Genomic DNA, 20,738 nt, shown 5'->3' with positions numbered 1-20,738 from the left:
GCCGGGGATTATAATGCGCCCCCATGTCGAATGTACCCAAAAGTCCCGCTGGGGCGAACGAGAAACCGGCGTCGGCCGGCGAGCCGGCCAACCCCGGCGACACGATGCGCCGCCCAGCGCAGGATGCGAAACCCGATCAGGCGCGTGACGCGCGTCGGGGGGCGGGCGCGTCTGCGCGAAAGGTGCCGCCTGAAGGGGGCGGTGCAGGTCGAAAAGGTCGCGAAGAGCACGCTGGCGCGCGTGACGAACGGCGCGGTGAATCCCGCGATGAATCGGATGACGCGTCTGGTGCGAAGCGGGGCGGTGGGGCTCGTGACGAGCAACGTGGCGCTTCGTTGAGCGAGCAGCTTGGCCAATTCCGTACTGCACTTCATAACGCGGCCCGTGAGCAGCAGAGCGATGTGCCGCAAAGCGGGCCGCAAGGCGATCGCCGCAATACGCCTTCGGCCGCGCCTCGCGGTGATCATGGCCAGCAGGCTCTCGACGAGGGAGGTGATGCGCGGCAAAGCGAGCAGCGCAATGAAATCCGCGACGCGCGCTCGGACACGCCTCGCGTTGAACAGCGTCGTGCGTCTCGCAACGAACAGGGAGATCGCGGGCCACGTAGCGAGCAACGCGGATCGACCCGCGGCGAGCAACGTCACGGATTGCGCGACAAACAATCGGGCGAGCCGCGCAAGGAACCTCGCGCGCCGCGCGAAGCGCGGCCGCCGCGGGTCGTCGAGCCGAATCCGATTCCACCGGTCACGTTCCCCGAAGCGCTTCCTGTCTCCGGTCGTCGCGACGAGATCGCGCGGGCGATCGCGCAGAATCAGGTCGTGATCGTGTCGGGCGAAACCGGCTCGGGCAAGACCACGCAGTTGCCGAAAATCTGCCTCGCGCTTGGCCGTGGTCTCGGTGCCGGCGGCAATGGTCTGATCGGCCATACGCAGCCGCGCCGGATCGCCGCGTCGGCGACCGGGCGCCGTATCGCCGAGGAACTCGGCACGCGGTTCGGCGAAGTGGTCGGCTATAAGGTGCGCTTCAACGACAACCTCGCGCCGGGCGCATCGGTCAAGCTGATGACCGACGGCATTCTGCTTGCGGAAACGCAGACCGATCCGCTGCTGAAAGCCTACGACACGCTGATCATCGACGAAGCACACGAGCGCAGCCTCAACATCGATTTTCTGCTCGGCTACCTGAAGGAGATTCTTCCCAAGCGTCCCGACCTGAAGCTGATCGTCACCTCGGCGACGATCGACGCCGACCGTTTTGCGCGTCATTTCGGCAGCGACGACAAACCCGCGCCGGTGATCGAAGTGAGCGGCCGGATGTATCCGGTCGAGGTACGTTACCGTCCGGTCGTCGAGGACAGCCCGGCGGTCAAGGCGGCGCAAGGGACCTCGGGTGCAACCTCGTCTGGCCGCGAGCGCCCGAAGACGCAGCGCGAGACTGATCGTGATCTGATGGAGGCGATCGTCGACGCTGTCGACGAACTGTGCCGCGAAGGCCCCGGCGACGTACTGGTATTCCTGCCCGGCGAGCGCGAGATTCGCGACGCCGCCGAGGCGCTGCGCAAACATCATCCGCCCCACACGGAGATCCTGCCGCTGTTCGCGCGGCTCTCGGCCGCCGAGCAGGAGCGCGTGTTCCGCGCGTCGAACGCGCGCCGCATCGTGCTCGCGACCAACGTCGCCGAAACTTCGCTGACGGTACCCGGCATCCGCTACGTGGTCGACACCGGCCTTGCGCGCGTGAAGCGCTACTCGTATCGCAACAAGGTTGAGCAATTGCAGGTCGAGTCGATTTCGCAAGCCGCCGCGAACCAGCGCGCGGGGCGTTGCGGTCGGGTCGCCGATGGCATCTGCATTCGTCTGTATGAGGACAGCGACTTCCAGGGCCGCGCGCGCTTCACCGATCCGGAAATTCTGCGCTCGTCGCTTGCTTCGGTGATTCTGCGCATGAAGTCGCTGCATCTGACGGCGATCGAAACCTTCCCGTTTATTGAACCGCCGCCGGGCCGTGCGATTTCCGATGGCTACCAGTTGCTCAACGAGCTCGGCGCCGTCGACGACGACACCCACCTGACGCCGCTCGGCCGCGAACTCGCGCGCCTGCCGCTCGATCCGCGCGTCGGCCGCATGATCCTCGCCGCGCGCGACCAGCAGGCGCTGAAGGAAGTGCTGATCATCGCGAGTGCGCTGTCCGTGCAGGACCCGCGCGATCGCCCGATCGAAGCGCAGGAGCAGGCGGACCAGGCGCATCGCCGGTTCGCCGACGAGCGCTCCGAATTCCTGCAGTGGCTGAAGATCTGGAACTGGTTCGACGAAGCGATCGCGCACAAGAAATCGAACCGGCAACTGCAGGACGACTGCCGCAAGAACTTCCTGTCGCAACTGCGGCTGCGCGAATGGCGCGACGTCCACTCGCAGCTGCTGACGGTGGTGCGCGAGCACGGCTGGCGGCTGAACGAAGCGGAGGCAACATTCGAGCAGATCCATCTGGCGCTGCTGACCGGTCTGCTCGGCAACATCGGCCTGAAAGCCGACGACGAGCCGTACTACCTCGGCGCGCGCGGCATCAAGTTCTATTTGTGGCCCGGCTCGGCGCTCGTGAAAAAGGCAGGCAAGTGGGTGATGGCCGCCGAGCTCGTCGAAACGAGCCGTCTGTACGCGCGCTGTATCGCGAAAATCGAGCCGGAGTGGGTCGAGAAGGTCGGCGCGCATCTGCTCAAGAAGTCGTTGTCCGAGCCGCATTGGGAAAAGCGCGCGGCGCAGGTGTCCGCGTTCGAGCGCGCGATGCTGTACGGCCTGCCGATCTATCACCGGCGGCGCGTCGCATTCGGCAAGCAGGACCCGGCGCGGGCGCGCGAGCTGTTCATTCGCGGTGCGCTTGTTGAAGGGGAGTTCGACACGAAGCTTGCGTTCTTCGCGCACAACCGCAAGTTGCTCGCCGACATCGAGCAGCTCGAGCACAAGTCGCGCCGCCAGGACGTGCTGGTCGACGACGAATTGATCTACGCGTTCTACGATCAGGCGCTGCCGGACGGCATCCATACCGGCGCCGCGTTCGAGCGCTGGTATCGCGACGAGGTCGAAAAGAGCGGCCAGGCGGAGGACAAGCTGCGGCTGTTGTATTTGTCCCGAGACGATCTGATGCGGCACGAGGCGGCGGGTGTCACGACGGATCTGTTCCCTAAGCGGCTGACGATGGCGGGCATCGAGATGGCGCTGACCTATCACTTCGAGCCGGGCACGCCGCGCGACGGCGTGACGCTCGCAGTGCCGCTGTACGCGCTGAACCAGGTCGACGCGCGCCGCTGTGAGTGGCTCGTGCCCGGGATGCTGAAAGAAAAGGCGCAGATGCTGCTGAAGTCGCTGCCGCAAAAGCTGCGTCGGCATTGCGTGCCGCTCCCCGAGTACGCGGCGGGCTTCGCCGAACGGCACGGCGCACAGCGCTTCGGAGGAGGAGGCTTGCTCGAGGCGCTGATCGCCGACCTGCGCGAGCAGACCCAGGTCACGATGAAGCAGTCCGACTTCAAGCTCGAGACGCTGCCCGCGCATCTGTTCATGAACTTCAAGGTCATCGACGAACATGGCCGGCAGCTCGCGATGGGGCGCAATTTGTCGCAACTGCGCGCCGAGCTCGGCGCTCAGGCGCAGCAGCATTTCCAGAAGCTCGTTTCGGGCGCGGCGGGCGCCGCCTTGGCCGACGCGGGCGGCGGCGGTGTTGCGGCACCTGCACGCTCTCCAGATTTGGCTCAGAGTGGCGCGTCGCGCGGCAAGGGCGCGGCCGCGCCGCAACCCGCGACACCCGAAGGCGCACCAGCCACCGCGCTCTATGAAAACCTGACCACGTGGAATTTCGGCAAGTTGCCCGAGTTGCTCGAAATTCGCCGTGGTGGTCAGACGCTGTTTGGCTACCCGGCGCTCGTGGACCGTGGCACCCATTGCGACGTCGAGGTGTTCGATTCGCCGGAAGAAGCCGCGCGGATTCATCGGGCGGGCTTGCGTCGGCTCTTCGCGCTGCAGTTGAAGGAGCCGATCAAGTATCTGGAGAAGAATCTGCCGGGCCTGCGCGAAATGGCCATGCAGTTCATGCCGCGCGGCACGCAGGAGGAACTGCGCGATCAGCTGGTCGACACCGCACTCGACCGCGCGTGTCTGCAGGATCCGCTGCCCGACGACGATGCGAGCTTCCATGTCCGCCGCGACGAAGGGCGTAGCCGCCTCACGTTGCTCGCGCAGGAAATTTCGCGGCTGGTCGGTCAGATTCTTGGCGAATACACGAGCCTGACGAAGAAGCTCCTGCAGGCGAAGCCATTCGCGGCCGCGTACACCGATCTGCAGAATCAGCTCGATGCGCTGATCGGCAAGCGTTTTGTCGTCGATACGCCGTATGCCCAACTCGCACATTTCCCGCGTTATCTGAAGGGGATGGCGCTGCGTATCGACAAGCTGCGCGCGGACGCCATACGCGACGCGCGCCAGTTCGCCGAATTCCAGCCGCTGCTGCAGCACTATCTGCGCGCGGTGTCGCAGCGCGGCGGCGTCGTGGATCCGCGGCTTGCGGAATTCCGCTGGCTGCTCGAAGAATTGCGCATCTCGCTGTTTGCGCAGGAGTTGCGCACCCCGATGCCGGTTTCGGTGAAGCGCCTGCACAAGGTGTGGGAGTCGATGCAGCGCTAAAGCCAGGGCGCTCGCTCGCGGACGCTGGACACTGGGTGTGCACCGCGGCCGATGAGCGGGCCCGCGCACCGGTGCGCGCGGGGCACACCGAGCGTCCTCTGAGCGCCGTCGCGGCCGGACTCGGTCCGATACGTTCACTCGAGCTGATTTCACCAATGCATCCCCGCGCCGATCGATGCGCCGAACTGTCGGCGAGAGTCGGTGCTGCCTTGGACCTTGTAGATCCATTTGCCGGTGTCCGACAACTGAGACACGCTGATTGCGAGCGCAGATTGACCACCGTACGTGCCACCCGCCATGGCGACCATGCCGTGTCCCGGCAGGACCGCTTGTGGCAAAGCTGCCATCGCGAGCGCCGATGCCGTGCCCCCGTAGCTGTCCCGACGGGCTGAGCGGATCTGGTCGTCCGTATAGCGATTCGACGCGCTGATCGCGCCGCTCACGCTTTGCTGCAACTGATTGACGTTGACCGCGTCGGTGCCTCGTACGCCGGCCGCGACGTTGGCGATCTGGCGTTCCTGGCCCGCCGCGCCAACCGATACCGTGTTCGCTCGGTCGGCGACGGAGCCCTGGCCTAACGCCACCGCGTTGTCGGCGCTCGCGCTGGCCGCGGCACCGACCGCCGTCGCGTTGTTGCCGCTGGCGATGGCGTTCGCTCCGATGCTTGCCGCGTTGGCGCCGCTTGCTTGTGCATTCGCTCCGACGGCAATCGCGTTCGTGCCGGCCGCCTCTGCGTTCGCACCCTCGGCGACCGTGTTGACGCCGCTCGCCCGCGCGTTCGCCCCGGCCGCAATCGCGTGCGCGCCGGACGCCTGCGCGCTCTCAGTCGCGCTATCGCCTGCCGCGCTGAACAACGCGTCGGCCGTGCCGATCGTCGCGTTATTGATCGCGCCTTCGAGCGCCGCGTTCAGCTGACCGAGGTTGACCGCGTCGGACGCCTGTACGCCGTCCGCGACGTTGTGGATGACGGTGCCCTCCGTGGTATCGCCGCCGAGCGTAACGCTGTTCCGGTTGATGCTGCCGTCGGCGTTCGTGTCGTACATGACCGCGCCGTCGAGCTTCGCTGCGGTCGCGCTGCTCTGGTCGCTCACCGCTTTCAGCTGGGCGACGTTGACCGCATCGGTGTCGGCGGTGCCAGCCGCGACGTTGGTGATCTGGCGCTCGTTGCCCGTTGAACCGACCGACACGGTACCCGCGCGATCGGCGATCGAGCCCTGGCCGAGCGCGACGGAGTTTGCAACTAGCGCGCTCGAGTTAGATCCGAGCGAAAGTGCGTTGTCGGCGGCTGCGCTGGCACCGGAGCCGAGCGCGAGGGCGCCGGCGCCGTTCGCCGTGGCGTTGGAGCCGAGCGCCGTCGCACCGGAGCCGTAGGCCGACGCTGATGCGCCCAGCGAGGTCGCGTCGGCCGTGCCGGCGACGGCGCCCGCGCCGATCGCGGTCGAGTCGGTTGCGCTGGCGCTGGCGCTGGTGCCGAATGCGGTTGCGTTGCTGCCCATAGCGCTGGCGTTGCTGCCCGCGGCAAGCGCGTGCGTGCCGTCTGCGAGCGCCTCGTTGGAGCCGTCGACCGGGTCAGCAGCGCTGAAGTAATGCAGCGCGCTGCTTTGAGCGAGTGCATCGACCTTGTTGTCGACCGCGCTCAACTGGCTCACGTTGACCGCGTCGGTGGGCGCGGCGCCCGCGGCGACGTTGGTCAGGCGACGCTCGTTGTTCGCCGAGCCGAGCGAGACTTCGCCCGTCGCGCTGGAGGCCGCGATCGGGGTGGCACCCGTTCCCACGGGCACAAACGCGCTTTGCGACAGGTCCGTCGCGGTGCTGGCGTTGGCGCCTAGCGCGACGCTATTGTCGGCGCTCGCGTTTGCGTTGCTGCCGAGCGCGATCGCGCCGGCTCCCGCGGCCGTTGCGCCGAAGCCGATTGCGCTGGCGTAGGCGCCGCGTGCCTGCGCGGCAACGCCGAGGGCGATGGCGCCGACGCCGCTGACGACGGCATTACTGCCAAGCGCGACGCTCGAGTCCGCGAGCGCCGAGGCCCATGCTCCGGCGGCGAGCGAGTTGGCGCCTCCGGCCTGCGCGACATAGCCGAGCGCGGTCGATCCGACGCTGGTTGCCGTGGATAGGGAGCCAAACGCGGAGGCGGCCGAGTCCGCCGCTATTGAACCGGAGCCCGCTGCGACCGAGTCGACGCCAAGCGCCGACGCGTTCAGACCGAGCGCGGTCGCGCGTTCCGCTTGCGCATTCGCATAAGGCCCGAAGGCGCTCGCGCCTTCGCCTTGTGCGGAAGAGGAGAGGCCCATGGCGACGGCGCTATCGCCCTGCGCCGTGGCGTTCGCCCCTACCGCGATCGTGCCGTCGTTTTGCGCGTTCGCCTGCGAGCCGACCGCCAGCGATGAGTCGCCGCTTGCGGTGGCCTGTGCACCTATCGCGACCGCGATGTCGCCGGGCGCGCTGGCCGTGCCTACCTCGACGGAATCGACGCCGGCGCCTGTCGCTTCCGTGACGTAAAGGGCCGCCGCCGCTATTGCAACACCCGCGGTACTTCGAACCGCCCGTGCGATGCTTTTCTGGCGCGCGGAAGCACGGTGTGTTTGCAGGCAGGCAGTTCGCGGCGCTGCGACTTTTATTTGAGACGTGGTATGGCGAATTATCGAAATATTCTTGTTCATCAATTAAAAATCCTCCGCATTATTGTGGTTAGTGGCACGCAGCGCGTATTCCGACTTTGACGTGAAGTTATTGCCTGGTGGGTTTGAAAATATTGAAAATACAAAAACGCCGGTCATTGGTAAGGCTTGCGTTATTTGGCCGAGCGCGCGCCAGCCCGGCGATGTACGCTCGGGATTCATGGGGGAGGCGCAACCGGGGCGGCGCGTATGGAGAATTCTCCGGTGTCCGCGTGCAATTCAGATATCAGCAAACTCCGAAATTCAATCGGGCTAAAAAATATATTAGTACGGCTAGGTTTTTATTGATAAGGAAAGAGGAGTATTCTTATTGCTCCCGCTAATCATTTGCGCGATTTTAACGTGTGGCTGATGCATGATTGACCCTGACAGGGAGAGCACATTGATTCCTCACTCGAAAACCCGCGGCGCGAGCATCAAACCGGACGTGGCAGACGAAACCCCCCGCACGCGGTCGCGCTTCATCGCACCCATCATTTTTCGGTCGTCGCCAGTGACTTACGTCAACCGCCCGGACCGGCAAACGTTCTACAATGACCGTTGTTCTCCGAAGCGAGTTTTCATGCGTAAATTTTTTCTTCCCGGATTGAGTGCCACGTTCGCCGCGACCGCGGTGCTGGTCGCCGCCGCAGGCTTTTTTTCTCCGGCGGCGCACGCCAATAACGTGATCGTGCTCAATTCCGGCGAGGCCACGCTGAGCCTGATCGACGAGAACAGCCGCCAGGTCATCGGCACCGTGCCCACGGGCAAGGAACCGCATCACCTGATGGCCACGCCGGACAATTCCTCGCTGATCGTCGCCAATTCGGTGTCGAACAGCCTGATGTTCGTCGATCCGAAGACGGGGCAGTTACAGCGCTGGGCCGAGAACATCGAAGATCCCTATCAGATCGGTTTTTCGCCTGATCGCAAGTGGCTCGTCACTACGGGACTTCGGCTCGATCGACTCGACATCTATCACTACGACAACCCGAAAAACCAGATGACGCTGGCTTCACGGCTGCCGCTCGCGGTGATGCCGAGCCACATGGCGTTCTCGAATGACAGCAAGACGGTGTTCGTCTCGCTGCAGATCTCGGGCGAACTCGCCGCCATCGACCTGCCCACGCAAACCGTCAAATGGAAGATGAAGGTCGGCAAGGTGCCCGCGGGTCTGTGGATGACGCCGGGGGAAAAGTACCTGCTCGTCGGCATGACCGGCGAGGACTGCGTCGCCGTGGTGGACTGGCGCAACCAGAAGGTCGTCAAGACGATTCACACGGGCAAGGGCGCTCACAATTTCCGCTCGCTCGCCGACGGCAAGCATGTCGCGGTGTCGAACCGCGTCGCTAGCACGATCAGCATCATCGACGAAGACACGCTCACCAACGTCGGCGACATCACCGGCCTGATGCCGGGACCGGACGATATGGAACTTTCCGCCGACAAACGCTATCTGTGGGTGACCTTCCGCTTCGCGAAGCACGTTGGCATCATCGATCTCAACACGCGCAAGCTGATCCAGACCATTGCGGTGGGCCGCTCGCCGCACGGCATCTATTTCTTCGACCGCGCGCCGGTGACGGCGCCGAACGGCGCTTGAGGGGCCTGAGGGCGCCCGACAGTGCCTGAGGGCAACAGAGCAGAGCCAGGACGCCACGAGCCACCAAGGATGAAGTAACAGGCCAGCATCATGTTCCATCTGATTTTCTCCTCACTCGACAGCTTCGTTTCAGCCGCGCAGACGTGGCTGTACGTCGACGTGGTGCAGCCGCTGCTGTTCCGGTTCAATCTGATGGACTACGACGAGGACACCTACGACAGCCTGTACTGGGTCATCGTCGGTGTGCTCGAGGTGCTCGCGATGTACGCGATCCTGCGTCCGCTCGAGGCGCTGCGCCCGGTCGAGCAATGGGAGAACCGCAAGGCCGTGCGCGTCGACGTGCTGTACACGTGGATCGCCAAGCTCGGCATTCTGAACCTGTTCTTTTTCTTCGCGCTGCAACCGTTCTTCGACAACGTGCAAGGCTGGCTGCGGCTGCACGGCATCGCCAACCTGAACTTCGACAACCTGTGGCCCGGCGTGACCACGCAGCCGCTCGTCACGTTCGTCATGTATCTGCTCGTACTCGATTTCGCCGGCTACTGGTATCACCGCTGGCAGCACCGCTTCGGCGTGTGGTGGGAGCTGCATGCGGTACACCATAGTCAGCGGCAGATGTCGCTGTGGTCCGACGATCGCAACCATCTGCTCGACGATCTGCTGCAGGCGTCGTTCTTCGCGATGATCGCGCTCGCAATCGGTGTGTCGCCGTCGCAGTTCGTCGTGCTGGTTGCGATCACGAATCTCGCGCAAAGCGTGCAGCACGCGAACATCCGCCTGTATTACGGCTGGCTCGGCGAGCGGCTGCTCGTCAGCCCGGCGTTCCACCGCCGTCACCACGCGATCGGGTACGGTCATGAAGGGCTCAATTACGGTTGCAATTTCGGCGTGCTGTTCCCGTGGTGGGACATGTTGTTCCGCAGCGTGTCGTGGAGCCGCGACATGGAGCCGACCGGTATCAGCGATCAGCTCGAAGGCCGCCGCTATGGCGATGGATTCTGGGCGCAGCACTGGTTCGCCTTCGTGCGCATCGCGCATCGCCTCGTATCGAAGCGCCGCGCACCCGGCAACGACACCGCTGCCGTTTGAGTCGGTTCAAAGTCCGTTCTGAGTCCATTGCGGATCCATTCGAGCGCGCACTCCGCCGCGCTGCTCACTTCCGCCGGCGGCGCGTCCCTTGGTTTATGCTGTGCACGTTCGAGCGCACCCTCCAGTGCCCCAGCATGCCTGGCCCGGGCGCGGCGCGATTCTCCCGTCCATCGTTTCGTTCGCAGGCACTGGCTCGCATGAATGATCTGTTGCGCTCGTTTGGGCGCGCACTCGCAAGCGCGTTGCATCCGCGCATGCTCTGGCTGACCTTCAAACCGTTTATCGTCGCGACGGTCGGCTGGGGCGTACTCCTGTGGTTCTTCTGGCAGACGCTGACCGGCGCGACCCGCACCTGGCTCGACGATTGGTCTTTCACCGCCACGCTTTATCATCTGTTCGACGTGCTCGGTTTTTCGACGCTGCACGCGGTCATCGCGCCGTTCATCGTGATTGCGATGGCGATCCCGCTGATCGTCGTCACGGTGCTGCTGCTGATCGCCATGCTGTCGATGCCGGCCGTGATCCGCTTTCTCGCGGCCCGCCAGTTCGCCGGGCTGGAGATGCGCCACGGCGGAACGTGGTACGGTAGCCTCGGTCAGGCGCTCTGGACCACGCTGCTGTGTCTGGCGCTGCTGATCGTCACGTTGCCGCTGTGGCTCGTGCCGCCGTTCTTCGCGTTGATTCCACCGCTGCTGTGGGGATGGCTCACGTATCGCGTGATGACCTACGACGCGCTCTCGTTGCATGCGACGCGCGACGAGCGGCGCGAACTGGTGCGGCGCCACCGGCTGCCGTTGCTGCTGATCGGTATCGTGAGCGGCCTGCTAGGTTCGCTGCCGACGCTGTTGTGGGCGTCGTCGGTATGGCTGATTGTGCTGTTCCCGGTGATCACGACGGTGACGATCTGGATTTACGCGTTCATCCTCGTGTTCTCGGCGCTATGGTTCGGCAACTACTGCCTGCGCGCGCTGCAGCGCATGCGGGCGGAAGCGCCTGGTGGCGCGCGCGAGGTCGCGCCGGTTCCCTATTGATCAAACGAAAGAGGCGGCAATGGCATTTGGCGTCATCATCATCGGCGATGAAATCCTCTCGGGCAGACGCGTCGACAAGCATCTGCCGAAGGTCATCGAGTTGCTCCGCGGGCGCGGGCTGTCGCTCGGCTGGGCGGAGTACGTCGGCGACGATCCGGAGCGCATCACGGCGACGCTGCGGCGCACGTTCGCGTCGGGCGACATCGTGTTCTCGACGGGCGGTATCGGTGCGACACCGGACGACCACACGCGCCAGTGCGCGGCGGCCGCGCTCGGCGTGCCGCTCGAGCTGCATCCGGAAGCCGCGAAGCTGATTCAGGAGCGTATCCGCGACATGTATCCGGCGAACTCGCCGGCGCCGCTCGATCTGAACTCGCCCGAGAACCGGCATCGCCTGAATATGGGCACGTACCCGCAGGGCGCCGACATCATTCCGAACGGCTACAACAAGATTCCGGGCTTTTCGATCCGCCAACACCATTTCGTGCCGGGTTTCCCGGTGATGGCTTGGCCGATGATCGAGTGGGTGCTCGACACGCAGTACGCGCATCTGCATCACACGACGCCGCACGCTGAAAAATCGCTGCTGGTGTTCGAGTTGCCGGAGTCGCGCGTGACGCCGCTGATGGAGAAAATCGAGCGCGATTTTCCGGGCGTGCGGGTGTTCAGTCTGCCGAGCGTCGGGGATGCGGAGCGCGGCGGCGTGTATGCGCGGCATCACATCGATCTGGGTGTGAAGGGTGAACCGGAAGCCGTCGCCGCGGCGTTCGTGAAACTGCGAGAGGGAGTGCATCTGCTCGGTGGCGACATCATCGAGCCTGAAGCGGCGGCAGCGGCGGCGGCGGCCGCGGGTAAGCCGTGAAGCTGAGCGGACCCTCAATACGATTCAGGTAAGTAGTCAGGACACGGCTGCGCTGACGAAGTTTTATACGGCGTTCTATCACGCGCTGTGGGCGCCGAGCGTATTCAGCGATTCCAACGGCCAATATATCGGCTTCGACCAGCAGGTCCATACGGTCAGCGCGGGCCACGCGGCGTAGTACCGCAGTACACCAGCTTTTCGGGCTGGGACATCTACCGCTCGCTGATTGCGCTCAAAGCCACGCTGTTTCCTCGGGAAACCAGCGATATGGCGCAGTCGCTAGTCAACGATGCGGATCAGTGCGGCGCGATTCCGCATCGGGTCAACGACAACGTCGAGGATGGCGTGATGCCCGGCGACGCCGGCTCGCTGATCGTGGCGGGCGCCTATGCATTCGGCGCGCGAGCGTTCGATACCTCGGGCGCGCTGAAGCACACGACAACTGGGCAATTCAACGATCCCGAAGATGCTGCTGAGCCGCTCGGCCTATTGGCAGAACCTGCTTAACGCGTCGCTGCCGCCGCCTCTGATCGCCGCGCGCAACTCGGACGGAAGCTGGATTGCGGAGACGCAGAGCAGCACCGACAACTACGTCGAAGGCAATGCCGGGCAGTACACGTGGATGGTGCCGTTCAACCCGGTCGGACTGTTTGCGCAACTGGGCGGCAACACGGCGGCGGTGTCGCGCCTGAACGCGTTCTTTACGGTGTTGAACGCGGGGATGAGCCTGCCCAATTTCTATATGGGCGACGAACTGACCTTCGAGGTGCCGTGGCTATATAACTGGGCGGGTTCGCCGTCGGGCACGCAGAACGTGGTCCAGCAGATCATGGCGAGCGCCTTCGGCACAGGGCCGAACGGTTTGCCCGGCAATGACGACCTCGGCGCGGTGTCGGGATGGTACGTGTGGGGGGCGTTGGGTCTTTATCCGGAGATACCGGGTGTCGGCGATCTCGCGATTGGCACTCCGCAGTTTGCGTCGCTCACCGTTCATCTGGGCAACGGCAAGACGCTGCGTATCCACGCGCCCTTGCATGTGTTCGGGATTTCGGCCGCGCCCTGAACACAATGGAGCGCCGCGCGCGCGGCGCTCGACAAAACAAGCGGTCCGCGCCTGAGGGTTAGGTTGGCGCGAACCGCGACATCGCAGTGTCACAACCCGCGCCGACGATGCAATCAATGCGTGGTCGGCGCGAACCGTTTCAATCGGCGTGCTTCAGCGCCGCGCCACGGGCTCCCGCAGATGCGGGCAGTGCGCCACGCGCCATCAGGCTCCGATCCACGGCAAGCCGCGAAAACACCATCCCGACACTGTCTTCCGATGCCCCTGGCCGTCCTTGTCGCCTTCGAAGCCTTCCAGCAGGTCATACGCCTTCGTGAAGCCGGCCTGGGTCGCGGCGATCGCGGCGAGCTTCGAGCGCGCGGCGCTGCGGCACAGGAACAGCACCGGCGTGTCGGGCGAGGCGACCTGCGCCAGTTGCTGCACGAACTCCTGATTGGGCACCGCGCCCGGATAGCGCGTCCATTCGACATGCGCGTATTGGCCATCACCGATCACCGGCCGGCCGACCCAGTCGAGCTCGGCGCGGGTACGCACGTCGACGAGACGCGTGCGCGGATCGAGTTCCAGCAGTTCGAACGCCTCGGCCGGCGATACCGCGCCCGCGTAGGGCAGTTGGTTCTCGGTGCGGCGGGCGTCCGCCTTCGCGTAAAGCTGTTCGAGCGTGCTCATGAGCGTCAATCTCCTTCGGACCAAATGATCATTCTAGCGCGCTGCAGGCAGCGCACAGACCTGTGTAGACTGGACGGCGCCAGGCAGTCGCGGGCGCCGTCCCAACCTCGATGCGCAAATATGGTGCATTTCCTGCTGAATGCACCAAGATGGTATGGACCGTCGTTTCCAAAGCGGTGAATGCGCGAAATTGGTGCGTTGCAATGCCCGCACGTTTGTTTGCGACGCTGCTCGCGCCTCGTGCGTGGCCGGCAAACGTAAGCGGCGCAATGGTGTGCGCCGGATTGGCCCATACGAGGCCCAGAGGTGGCACACTATCTGCTTTATTGGTGCCGATCGATTTGTCCCGGCAGAATTTTCCGCCCGCGACGCCATATAAGTGGACGTTCCGGGATGGGTCAGCTAGATTGGGCGGCGGCTGAATCCGCCGAAATTGTTAATCAGGAGATAGGTTATGAGTAAATCCGTGGCCGACGTCATTCAACTCGTCAAGGACGAAGACGTCAAGTTTGTCGACTTCCGTTTCACCGACACGCGCGGCAAGGAACAACACGTTTCGGTGCCGGTGTCGGCATTCGATGAAGACAAGTTCGAAAGCGGCCATGCGTTTGACGGATCGTCGATTGCCGGCTGGAAGGGCATCGAAGCATCGGACATGTTGCTGGTCCCGGACGCGAACACGGCCTTCATCGACCCGTTCTACGAAGAATCGACCCTCGTGCTGACCTGTGACGTCGTCGAACCGGCTGACGGCAAGGGCTACGAGCGCGACCCGCGCTCGCTCGCGAAGCGCGCCGAAGCGTACCTGAAGAGCTCGGGCCTCGGCGACACCGCGTACTTCGGTCCGGAACCGGAATTCTTCATTTTCGACTCGGTCCAGTGGAACACGGATCAGTCGGGCTGCTTCGTGAAGATCGGTTCGGAAGAAGCACCGTGGTCGTCAGCGAAGGAATTCGAAGGCGGTAACACCGGCCACCGTCCGGGCACCAAGGGCGGCTACTTCCCGGTCGCGCCGGTCGATTCGTTCCAGGACATCCGTTCGGAAATGTGTCTGCTGCTCGAACAGATCGGCATTCCGGTCGAAGTGCATCACCACGAAGTGGGGGGCATGGGCCAGAATGAAATCGGCACGAAGTTCTCGACGCTGGTTCAGCGCGCCGACTGGACGCAGCAACTGAAGTACATCATCCAAAACGTCGCGCACACGTACGGCAAGACGGCAACGTTCATGCCGAAGCCGGTCGTCGGCGATAACGGTTCGGGCATGCACGTTCACCAGTCGATCTGGAAGGACGGCACGAACCTGTTCGCAGGCAATGGCTACGCAGGTCTGTCGGAATTCGCGCTGTTCTACATCGGCGGCATCATCAAGCATGCTCGCGCGCTGAACGCGATCACGAATCCGGGTACGAACTCGTACAAGCGTCTCGTGCCGCACTTCGAAGCGCCGGTCAAGCTCGCTTACTCGGCTCGCAACCGTTCGGCATCGATCCGAATTCCGCACGTGTCGAACCCGAAGGGCCGCCGTATCGAAACGCGCTTCCCGGATCCGCTGGCGAATCCGTACCTGTGCTTCTCCGCGCTGATGATGGCGGGTCTGGACGGCGTGCAGAACAAGATTCACCCGGGCGAAGCCGCCGACAAGAACCTGTACGACCTGCCACCGGAAGAGGATGCAAAGATCCCGACCGTGTGCGCGGGCCTCGACCAGGCTCTCGACTCGCTCGACGCGGACCGCGAGTTCCTGACGCGCGGCGGCGTATTCACGGATGCGATGCTCGACGCGTACATCGAACTGAAGACGACGGAACTGCAGCGTTTTCGTCAGTCGGTGCACCCGATCGAATTCGAAATGTATTACTCGCTGTAAGCGGCCATGGCGCTTCGCCCTTCACCCGGCGAAGCGCTTTGCCCGACGCTCGCGATCGGTCACGAAGGGACGGCGGCGCCGTCCCTTTTTCGTTAGACCGTACGCACGGCCGGCCGCGCGCGGGCAACCCGGCATTCGGTGAAGCACAATAAAGCAGCACTCCTGATTTATCACCATCTCCCACCGGCCAGACTGCAAGATGGTTCTCAAGAATCTGATCAAGGCAAGGAAAGGACACGAACAGACGCTGTCGGACGACATGCAGCTCGTGAGTTCTGGCTTGCTGCCGGGCTTCGAGGCGCTGCCGACCGTCTTGCTGGTGCTCGAGAAGCGCACGCTGCGCGTCGCGTTCGCGAATCCGTCGGCGGAGTCGATGCTGGAGATGTCTCGCAAGCAACTCACGCAGATGGCGTGGCCAGACATCTTCTCGAACGCGGACGAACTGGTCGCGACGATCACCGCGATCGCCGCGCACCGTTTTCACGCGACGCATCTGGACGCCGTGCTCGAGCGTCCCGGCCACGAACCGCTGCACGTGCATGCGATCGTCGGTTTTCTGGAAAGCGCGCAGGACTACGTGTTGCTCGAACTGTTCGAGAACGAGCGGCATCTGCGCACCGACCGCGAAGAGCGCATCAACGACCTGACGGCCGTCAACAAGCATCTGATCCGCAATCTCGCGCACGAAATCAAGAATCCGCTGGGGGGCATTCGCGGCGCCGCGCAACTGCTCGAGTTCGAACTCGGCGAACGTCAGCGCGACGAGTTGCGCGAGTACACCCAGGTCATCATCAAGGAGTCGGACCGTCTGCAGACGCTGGTCGACCGCTTGCTCGAACCGCACCGGCATCCGCATATCGTCGGCGACGTGAATGTTCACGAGGTGTGCGAGCGCGTGCGTCAGGTGATTCTCGCGGAGTTTCCGCGCGGCCTGACGATCGAGCGCGACTACGACGTCAGCGTGCCGGATCTGCGCGGCGACAAGGAGCAGTTGATCCAGGCGCTGCTGAACATCGTGCGCAATGCGGCCGAGGCGTTGCGCGAGCGGATCTCGCAGGGCGATGCGCGCATCGAATTGCGCACGCGCATCGCGCGCAAGGTCACGATTTCAAAACGCCTGTGCAAGCTGGCATTGGACTTGCATATCATCGACAACGGCCCAGGCATTCCCGAAGAGATTCGCGACCGCATTTTCTATCCGCTCGTGTCGGGGCGCGAGGACGGCAGCGGTCTCGGTCTCACGCTAGCGCAGACCTTCGTGCAGCAGCACGAAGGTCTGATCGAGGTGGACAGCCGGCCGGGCCATACCGAGTTTCAGATTCTGCTGCCGCTCGACCTCTAGATAACACAAGCACCTCAAGACTTCTGACCGACCTATATGAAGCCGATCTGGATAGTAGACGACGATCAATCAATTCGCTGGGTGCTCGAGAAAGCGCTGGCGCGCGAGAACTTCGCGACGCGCAGCTTCGCGAACGTGCGCGAAGCGTCGGCCGCGCTCGATCACGACAGCCCGCAGGTGCTGGTCTCCGATATCCGCATGCCTGGCGGCTCCGGGCTGGAGCTGCTGCAAACCGTACGCGACAAGGTGCCGGGCTTGCCGGTCATCATCATGACCGCGTTCTCGGATCTCGATAGCGCGGTCGCCGCATTCCAGGGCGGCGCGTTCGAGTATCTGGCGAAGCCGTTCGACGTCGACAAGGCCGTCGAGCTGATTCGCCGCGCGGTCGACGAAAGCATGCGCGGCGAGCAGACGTGGGACGACCGCGTCGCCGAAGCGCCCGAGATGCTCGGCCAGGCGCCCGCGATGCAGGACATGTTTCGCGCGATCGGCCGCCTGTCGCATTCGGCGGCCACCGTGCTCATTACCGGCGAATCAGGCACCGGGAAGGAACTGGTCGCGCGTGCGCTGCACCGACATAGCCCACGCGCGAACGGCCCCTTCATCGCGTTGAACACGGCCGCGATTCCGAAGGATTTGCTGGAGTCCGAACTGTTCGGTCATGAGCGCGGGGCGTTCACCGGCGCGCAGGCGATGCGCCAGGGACGCTTCGAGCAGGCCGAGAACGGCACGCTGTTTCTCGACGAAATCGGCGACATGCCGTTCGATCTGCAGACGCGTTTGTTGCGCGTGCTGTCGGACGGGCAGTTCTATCGCGTGGGCGGCCACAATCCGTTGCGCGCGAATGTGCGGGTGATCGCGGCGACGCACCAGAATCTCGAATCGCGCGTGCGGCAGGGACTGTTTCGCGAGGACCTGTATCACCGTCTGAACGTGATCCGTCTGCGCTTGCCCGCGTTGCGCGAGCGCAACGAGGATATCCCGCTGCTGACGCGGCATTTCCTGCAAAAGAGTGCGCGCGATCTCGGCGTCGAACCGAAGCGCGTGTCCGAGGAGGCGCTCGCGTATCTCGCGTCGCTGCCGTTTCCGGGCAACGTGCGGCAACTCGAGAACCTCGCGAACTGGCTCACGGTGATGGCGCCCGCGCAGACGATCGAAACCAAGGATCTGCCACCCGATCTCGGTCCCGCGCACGGCGCCGGGAGCGAGCTTGGTGCGGGCGCCGCTGCCGGCGCGACGACGGATGGCACCGTGGCGACCCATGCGGGAATCGCGGGCGGCGTGCCGCTCGCTGGCACGAACGGCGGCGCGCTCGTGCATCCGGGTGGGGCGGCCGGTGCGTCGGTCGCCACCGCGCTGAGCGCATGGGAAGGCGGCTTGCGCACCGAAGTCGCGCGCATGCTGCGCGAAAACGCGGCCGACGTGATGGACGAACTCGCGCGCCGCTTCGAAGCGGCCGTGATCCGCGAAGCGCTCGACTTCACGCGCGGCCGCAAGGTCGAGGCGGCCGAGCGGCTCGGCATCGGGCGCAATACGATTACGCGCAAGATTCAGGAGCTCAATCTGGAGCCTTGACGCGGCCGTTCTGAGCGATGCTGCATGGCAGGCGGGGGCGGCTCAGGCCGCCTTCGTCGTTGTTGCATCGCGCCCCGCGGCAAACCGTCGACCATCGCGCACGAGGCATAATCAACGCTGTTCCGATCCAACAGCCGACGATGCCAGCTTCTTCAGCTTCTCCCGCCCCGTTCGAGTGGCCGCTTTCCCCCGATCCTTTCCTGTCGCTCGAAGAGCTGGGCGACGCTGACGCACTCGCATGGGTCGACGCGCAGAATGCGCGCACCCGTGTGGCGTGGTGCCGCGGCGAGTCGTTCGACACGCTCAGACGGCGGCTCGCCGATGCCTATCTGCCGCGCGAGCGTCCGGTGATTCCGGATCGCTGGAAGGACTGGGCCTACGATTTGTGGCAGGACGAGCGCAATCCGCGCGGTATCTGGCGACGCACTGCGTGGGCCGCATGGCGCAACGGCGCACCGGTGTGGCAGAACCTGCTCGACTTCGACGCGCTCGGCGCGGCCGACGGCACGCCGTGGGTCTGCGTCGATCTCGATATCCTTTATCCGGACGGCGACCGCGCGCTGATCACGATGTCGCCGGGCGGTTCGGATGCGCTCGTCGTGCGCGAGTTCGATCTCGACGCGCGGCGTTTCGTCGACGATGGCTTCGCGATTGCGAAGGCGGGCAAGCACACGGTGTCTTGGATCGATCGCGATACGCTGTACGTCGGCTGGGACAATGGGCGCAAGACGCTGACGCGCTCTGGTTATCCGCGCGACGTGCGGCGCTGGACCCGCGGTACGGCGCTCGCCGATGCGCCCGTCGTGTTTCGCGGCGAGTTTGGCGACATCGGCGTGGAGGCGCATTACGATCCGGTCGATCGCCGGCATACGGTGACGAGCAGCGTCGACTTTTTCGATTCGCACACGTATTACCTCGACGACGCTAGCGACGCCTGGCATCGTTACGAAGTGCCGTCGCACGTCGCGGTGGGGGCGTGGCAGGGCTGGCTGTTGCTCGAGCCGCGGCTCGATTGGGAATGCGAGTGGGACGGCAATCTCGCGCGCTATCCGGGCGGCGCGCTGCTCGCGATTCGCGAGGACGCGTTTCTGCGCGGCGAGCGCGACGTGACGCCGCTCTTCACGCCGACGCCGCTGACCTCGGCCTGCGAGTGGTCGCATACGCGCCATCATCTGATCGTGTCGTATCTCGACGACGTGCGCGGCAAGACGCTGATCTGGACGCCGTCGCAGCGCGAGGACGGCACCTGGCAGTGGCGTGAGCGTGTGTTCGCGTCGCGCGGCGATGCGCAGGTCGACGTGTCGCCGGTCGAGTCGACACTGAACGACGAAGTGTTCGTCGACACCGACGATTATCTGCAACCGCCCGCCTACTGGCTCTCCGAGCTCGCGCTCGAGGAGCCCGGCGAATGGGAGTTGCTCGACCGTTGGCCGACGCAGTTCGACGCGACGCGCGTTGCGGTGACGCGCGGACATGCGGTATCGGCCGATGGCACGCGCGTACCCTACACGGTGATTGGGCCGAAGGAAGCGCCGTCATCGCCGGGCGATGAAAGCCCGACGCGCCCATGTCTGCTGAGCGGCTACGGCGGCTTCGCGATTCCGCTGCTGCCGAGCTATCTGACGGGGCAGGGCATCGGCTGGCTCGAACGCGGCGGCGTGTACGTGGTCGCGCATATTCGCGGCGGCGGCGAGTTCGGCACGCGCTGGCACACGGCGGCGCAAGGCGAGCATCGCCAGCGTGCGTTCGATGATTTCATCGCGGTCGCCGAGGCGCTGATCGCGACCGGCGTGACGAGCGCCGCACAGCTCGGCATTCAGGGCGGCAGCAACGGCGGTTTGCTCGTGGCCGCCTGCATGGTGCAGCGGCCGCAGCTATTCGGCGCGGTCGTCTGCGAGGTGCCGTTGCTCGATATGAGCCGCTATCACCTGCTGCATGCGGGCGCCTCGTGGATCGACGAGTACGGCGACCCCGACGAACCCGATGAAGCGCGTGCGCTCGCCGCGTATTCGCCGTATCACAACCTCGCGGCGGGTGTCGCGTATCCGCCGGTGCTATTCACGACGTCGACCGCCGACGATCGCGTGCATCCCGGCCATGCGCGCAAAATGGCCGCGCGCATGCAGGCGCTGGGCGCGCAGCACGTGTGGTATCGGGAGAATACGGAAGGCGGCCACGGCGGCTCCGATGAGTTGGAGCAGGCCGAGCATGATGCGATGGTGTTCGGGTTCTTGTGGGGTGTGCTGGGCGGCGCCTGAAGCAATAGGGACGCGAGCCAGCGCTGCCTCGTTTCGTCGCTGTATTCCG

The 20,738-nt window shown here is 64.7% G+C and carries 12 protein-coding genes and 1 pseudogene; 10 read left to right on the top strand and 3 right to left on the bottom strand.

What is annotated here, in order from left to right; translation table 11 throughout:
- Positions 1–8: 8 nt before the first annotated feature.
- Complete coding sequence (locus F6X39_RS36485) at positions 9–644, bottom strand: hypothetical protein (RefSeq protein ID WP_262413117.1); 636 nt, start codon at positions 642–644, stop codon at positions 9–11.
- Positions 645–647: 3 nt separating this feature from the next.
- Here F6X39_RS36485 and hrpA point away from each other — a divergent pair, with 3 nt between their 5' ends.
- On the top strand, positions 648–4,670 hold the full coding sequence (gene hrpA, locus F6X39_RS02760) for an ATP-dependent RNA helicase HrpA (protein WP_262413116.1): 4,023 nt from the start codon (positions 648–650) through the stop codon (positions 4,668–4,670).
- Positions 4,671–4,819: 149 nt separating this feature from the next.
- Here hrpA and F6X39_RS02755 read toward each other — a convergent pair whose 3' ends face one another.
- Positions 4,820–7,330, bottom strand: a complete 2,511-nt coding sequence (locus tag F6X39_RS02755) for a YadA family autotransporter adhesin (protein ID WP_187615475.1) — start codon at positions 7,328–7,330, stop codon at positions 4,820–4,822.
- A 580-nt stretch (positions 7,331–7,910) separates the two neighbouring features.
- On the opposite strand from F6X39_RS02755, the gene F6X39_RS02750 reads away from it, so the two are divergent.
- The 5 genes and pseudogenes from F6X39_RS02750 to F6X39_RS02730 all read left to right on the top strand — a co-directional run.
- Positions 7,911–8,930, top strand: coding sequence for a beta-propeller fold lactonase family protein (locus F6X39_RS02750; protein ID WP_187615474.1), 1,020 nt, complete (start codon positions 7,911–7,913; stop codon positions 8,928–8,930).
- Positions 8,931–9,020: 90 nt separating this feature from the next.
- Complete coding sequence (locus F6X39_RS02745; protein WP_187615473.1) at positions 9,021–10,019, top strand: sterol desaturase family protein; 999 nt, start codon at positions 9,021–9,023, stop codon at positions 10,017–10,019.
- Between the two features lie 197 nt (positions 10,020–10,216).
- The gene (locus F6X39_RS02740; protein ID WP_184048089.1) at positions 10,217–11,050 is read left to right on the top strand and encodes an EI24 domain-containing protein; all 834 of its coding nucleotides are present in this window, start codon (positions 10,217–10,219) and stop codon (positions 11,048–11,050) included.
- A gap of 19 nt (positions 11,051–11,069) precedes the next feature.
- The gene (locus F6X39_RS02735; protein ID WP_187615472.1) at positions 11,070–11,912 is read left to right on the top strand and encodes a competence/damage-inducible protein A; all 843 of its coding nucleotides are present in this window, start codon (positions 11,070–11,072) and stop codon (positions 11,910–11,912) included.
- A gap of 13 nt (positions 11,913–11,925) precedes the next feature.
- Positions 11,926–12,942 (top strand): annotated as a pseudogene (locus F6X39_RS02730) (glycoside hydrolase domain-containing protein); the annotation flags it as partial.
- Between the two features lie 237 nt (positions 12,943–13,179).
- Here F6X39_RS02730 and F6X39_RS02725 read toward each other — a convergent pair.
- Positions 13,180–13,644, bottom strand: coding sequence for a rhodanese-like domain-containing protein (locus F6X39_RS02725; RefSeq protein ID WP_184022229.1), 465 nt, complete (start codon positions 13,642–13,644; stop codon positions 13,180–13,182).
- A 454-nt stretch (positions 13,645–14,098) separates the two neighbouring features.
- Here F6X39_RS02725 and glnA point away from each other — a divergent pair, with 454 nt between their 5' ends.
- The 4 genes from glnA (at position 14,099) to F6X39_RS02705 (ending at position 20,689) form a co-directional block, all read left to right on the top strand.
- Entirely contained in the window at positions 14,099–15,514 is a 1,416-nt protein-coding gene (gene glnA / locus F6X39_RS02720; RefSeq protein ID WP_184022232.1) for a type I glutamate--ammonia ligase, read from the top strand.
- Positions 15,515–15,713: 199 nt separating this feature from the next.
- Positions 15,714–16,856, top strand: a complete 1,143-nt coding sequence (gene glnL / locus F6X39_RS02715; RefSeq protein WP_184022235.1) for a nitrogen regulation protein NR(II) — start codon at positions 15,714–15,716, stop codon at positions 16,854–16,856.
- Positions 16,857–16,892: 36 nt separating this feature from the next.
- Positions 16,893–18,431: a nitrogen regulation protein NR(I) gene (ntrC, locus tag F6X39_RS02710; RefSeq protein WP_187615471.1), complete on the top strand. Its 1,539-nt coding sequence runs from the start codon at positions 16,893–16,895 to the stop codon at positions 18,429–18,431.
- A 140-nt stretch (positions 18,432–18,571) separates the two neighbouring features.
- The gene (locus F6X39_RS02705; protein WP_187615470.1) at positions 18,572–20,689 is read left to right on the top strand and encodes a prolyl oligopeptidase family serine peptidase; all 2,118 of its coding nucleotides are present in this window, start codon (positions 18,572–18,574) and stop codon (positions 20,687–20,689) included.
- Positions 20,690–20,738: the final 49 nt, after the last annotated feature.

The organism is Paraburkholderia sp. UCT2 (genome assembly GCF_014397665.1).
Lineage (GTDB): Bacteria > Pseudomonadota > Gammaproteobacteria > Burkholderiales > Burkholderiaceae > Paraburkholderia > Paraburkholderia tuberum.
The sequence above is the reverse complement of the archived record's forward strand: the minus strand, read 5'-3'. Positions and strand labels throughout refer to the sequence as shown.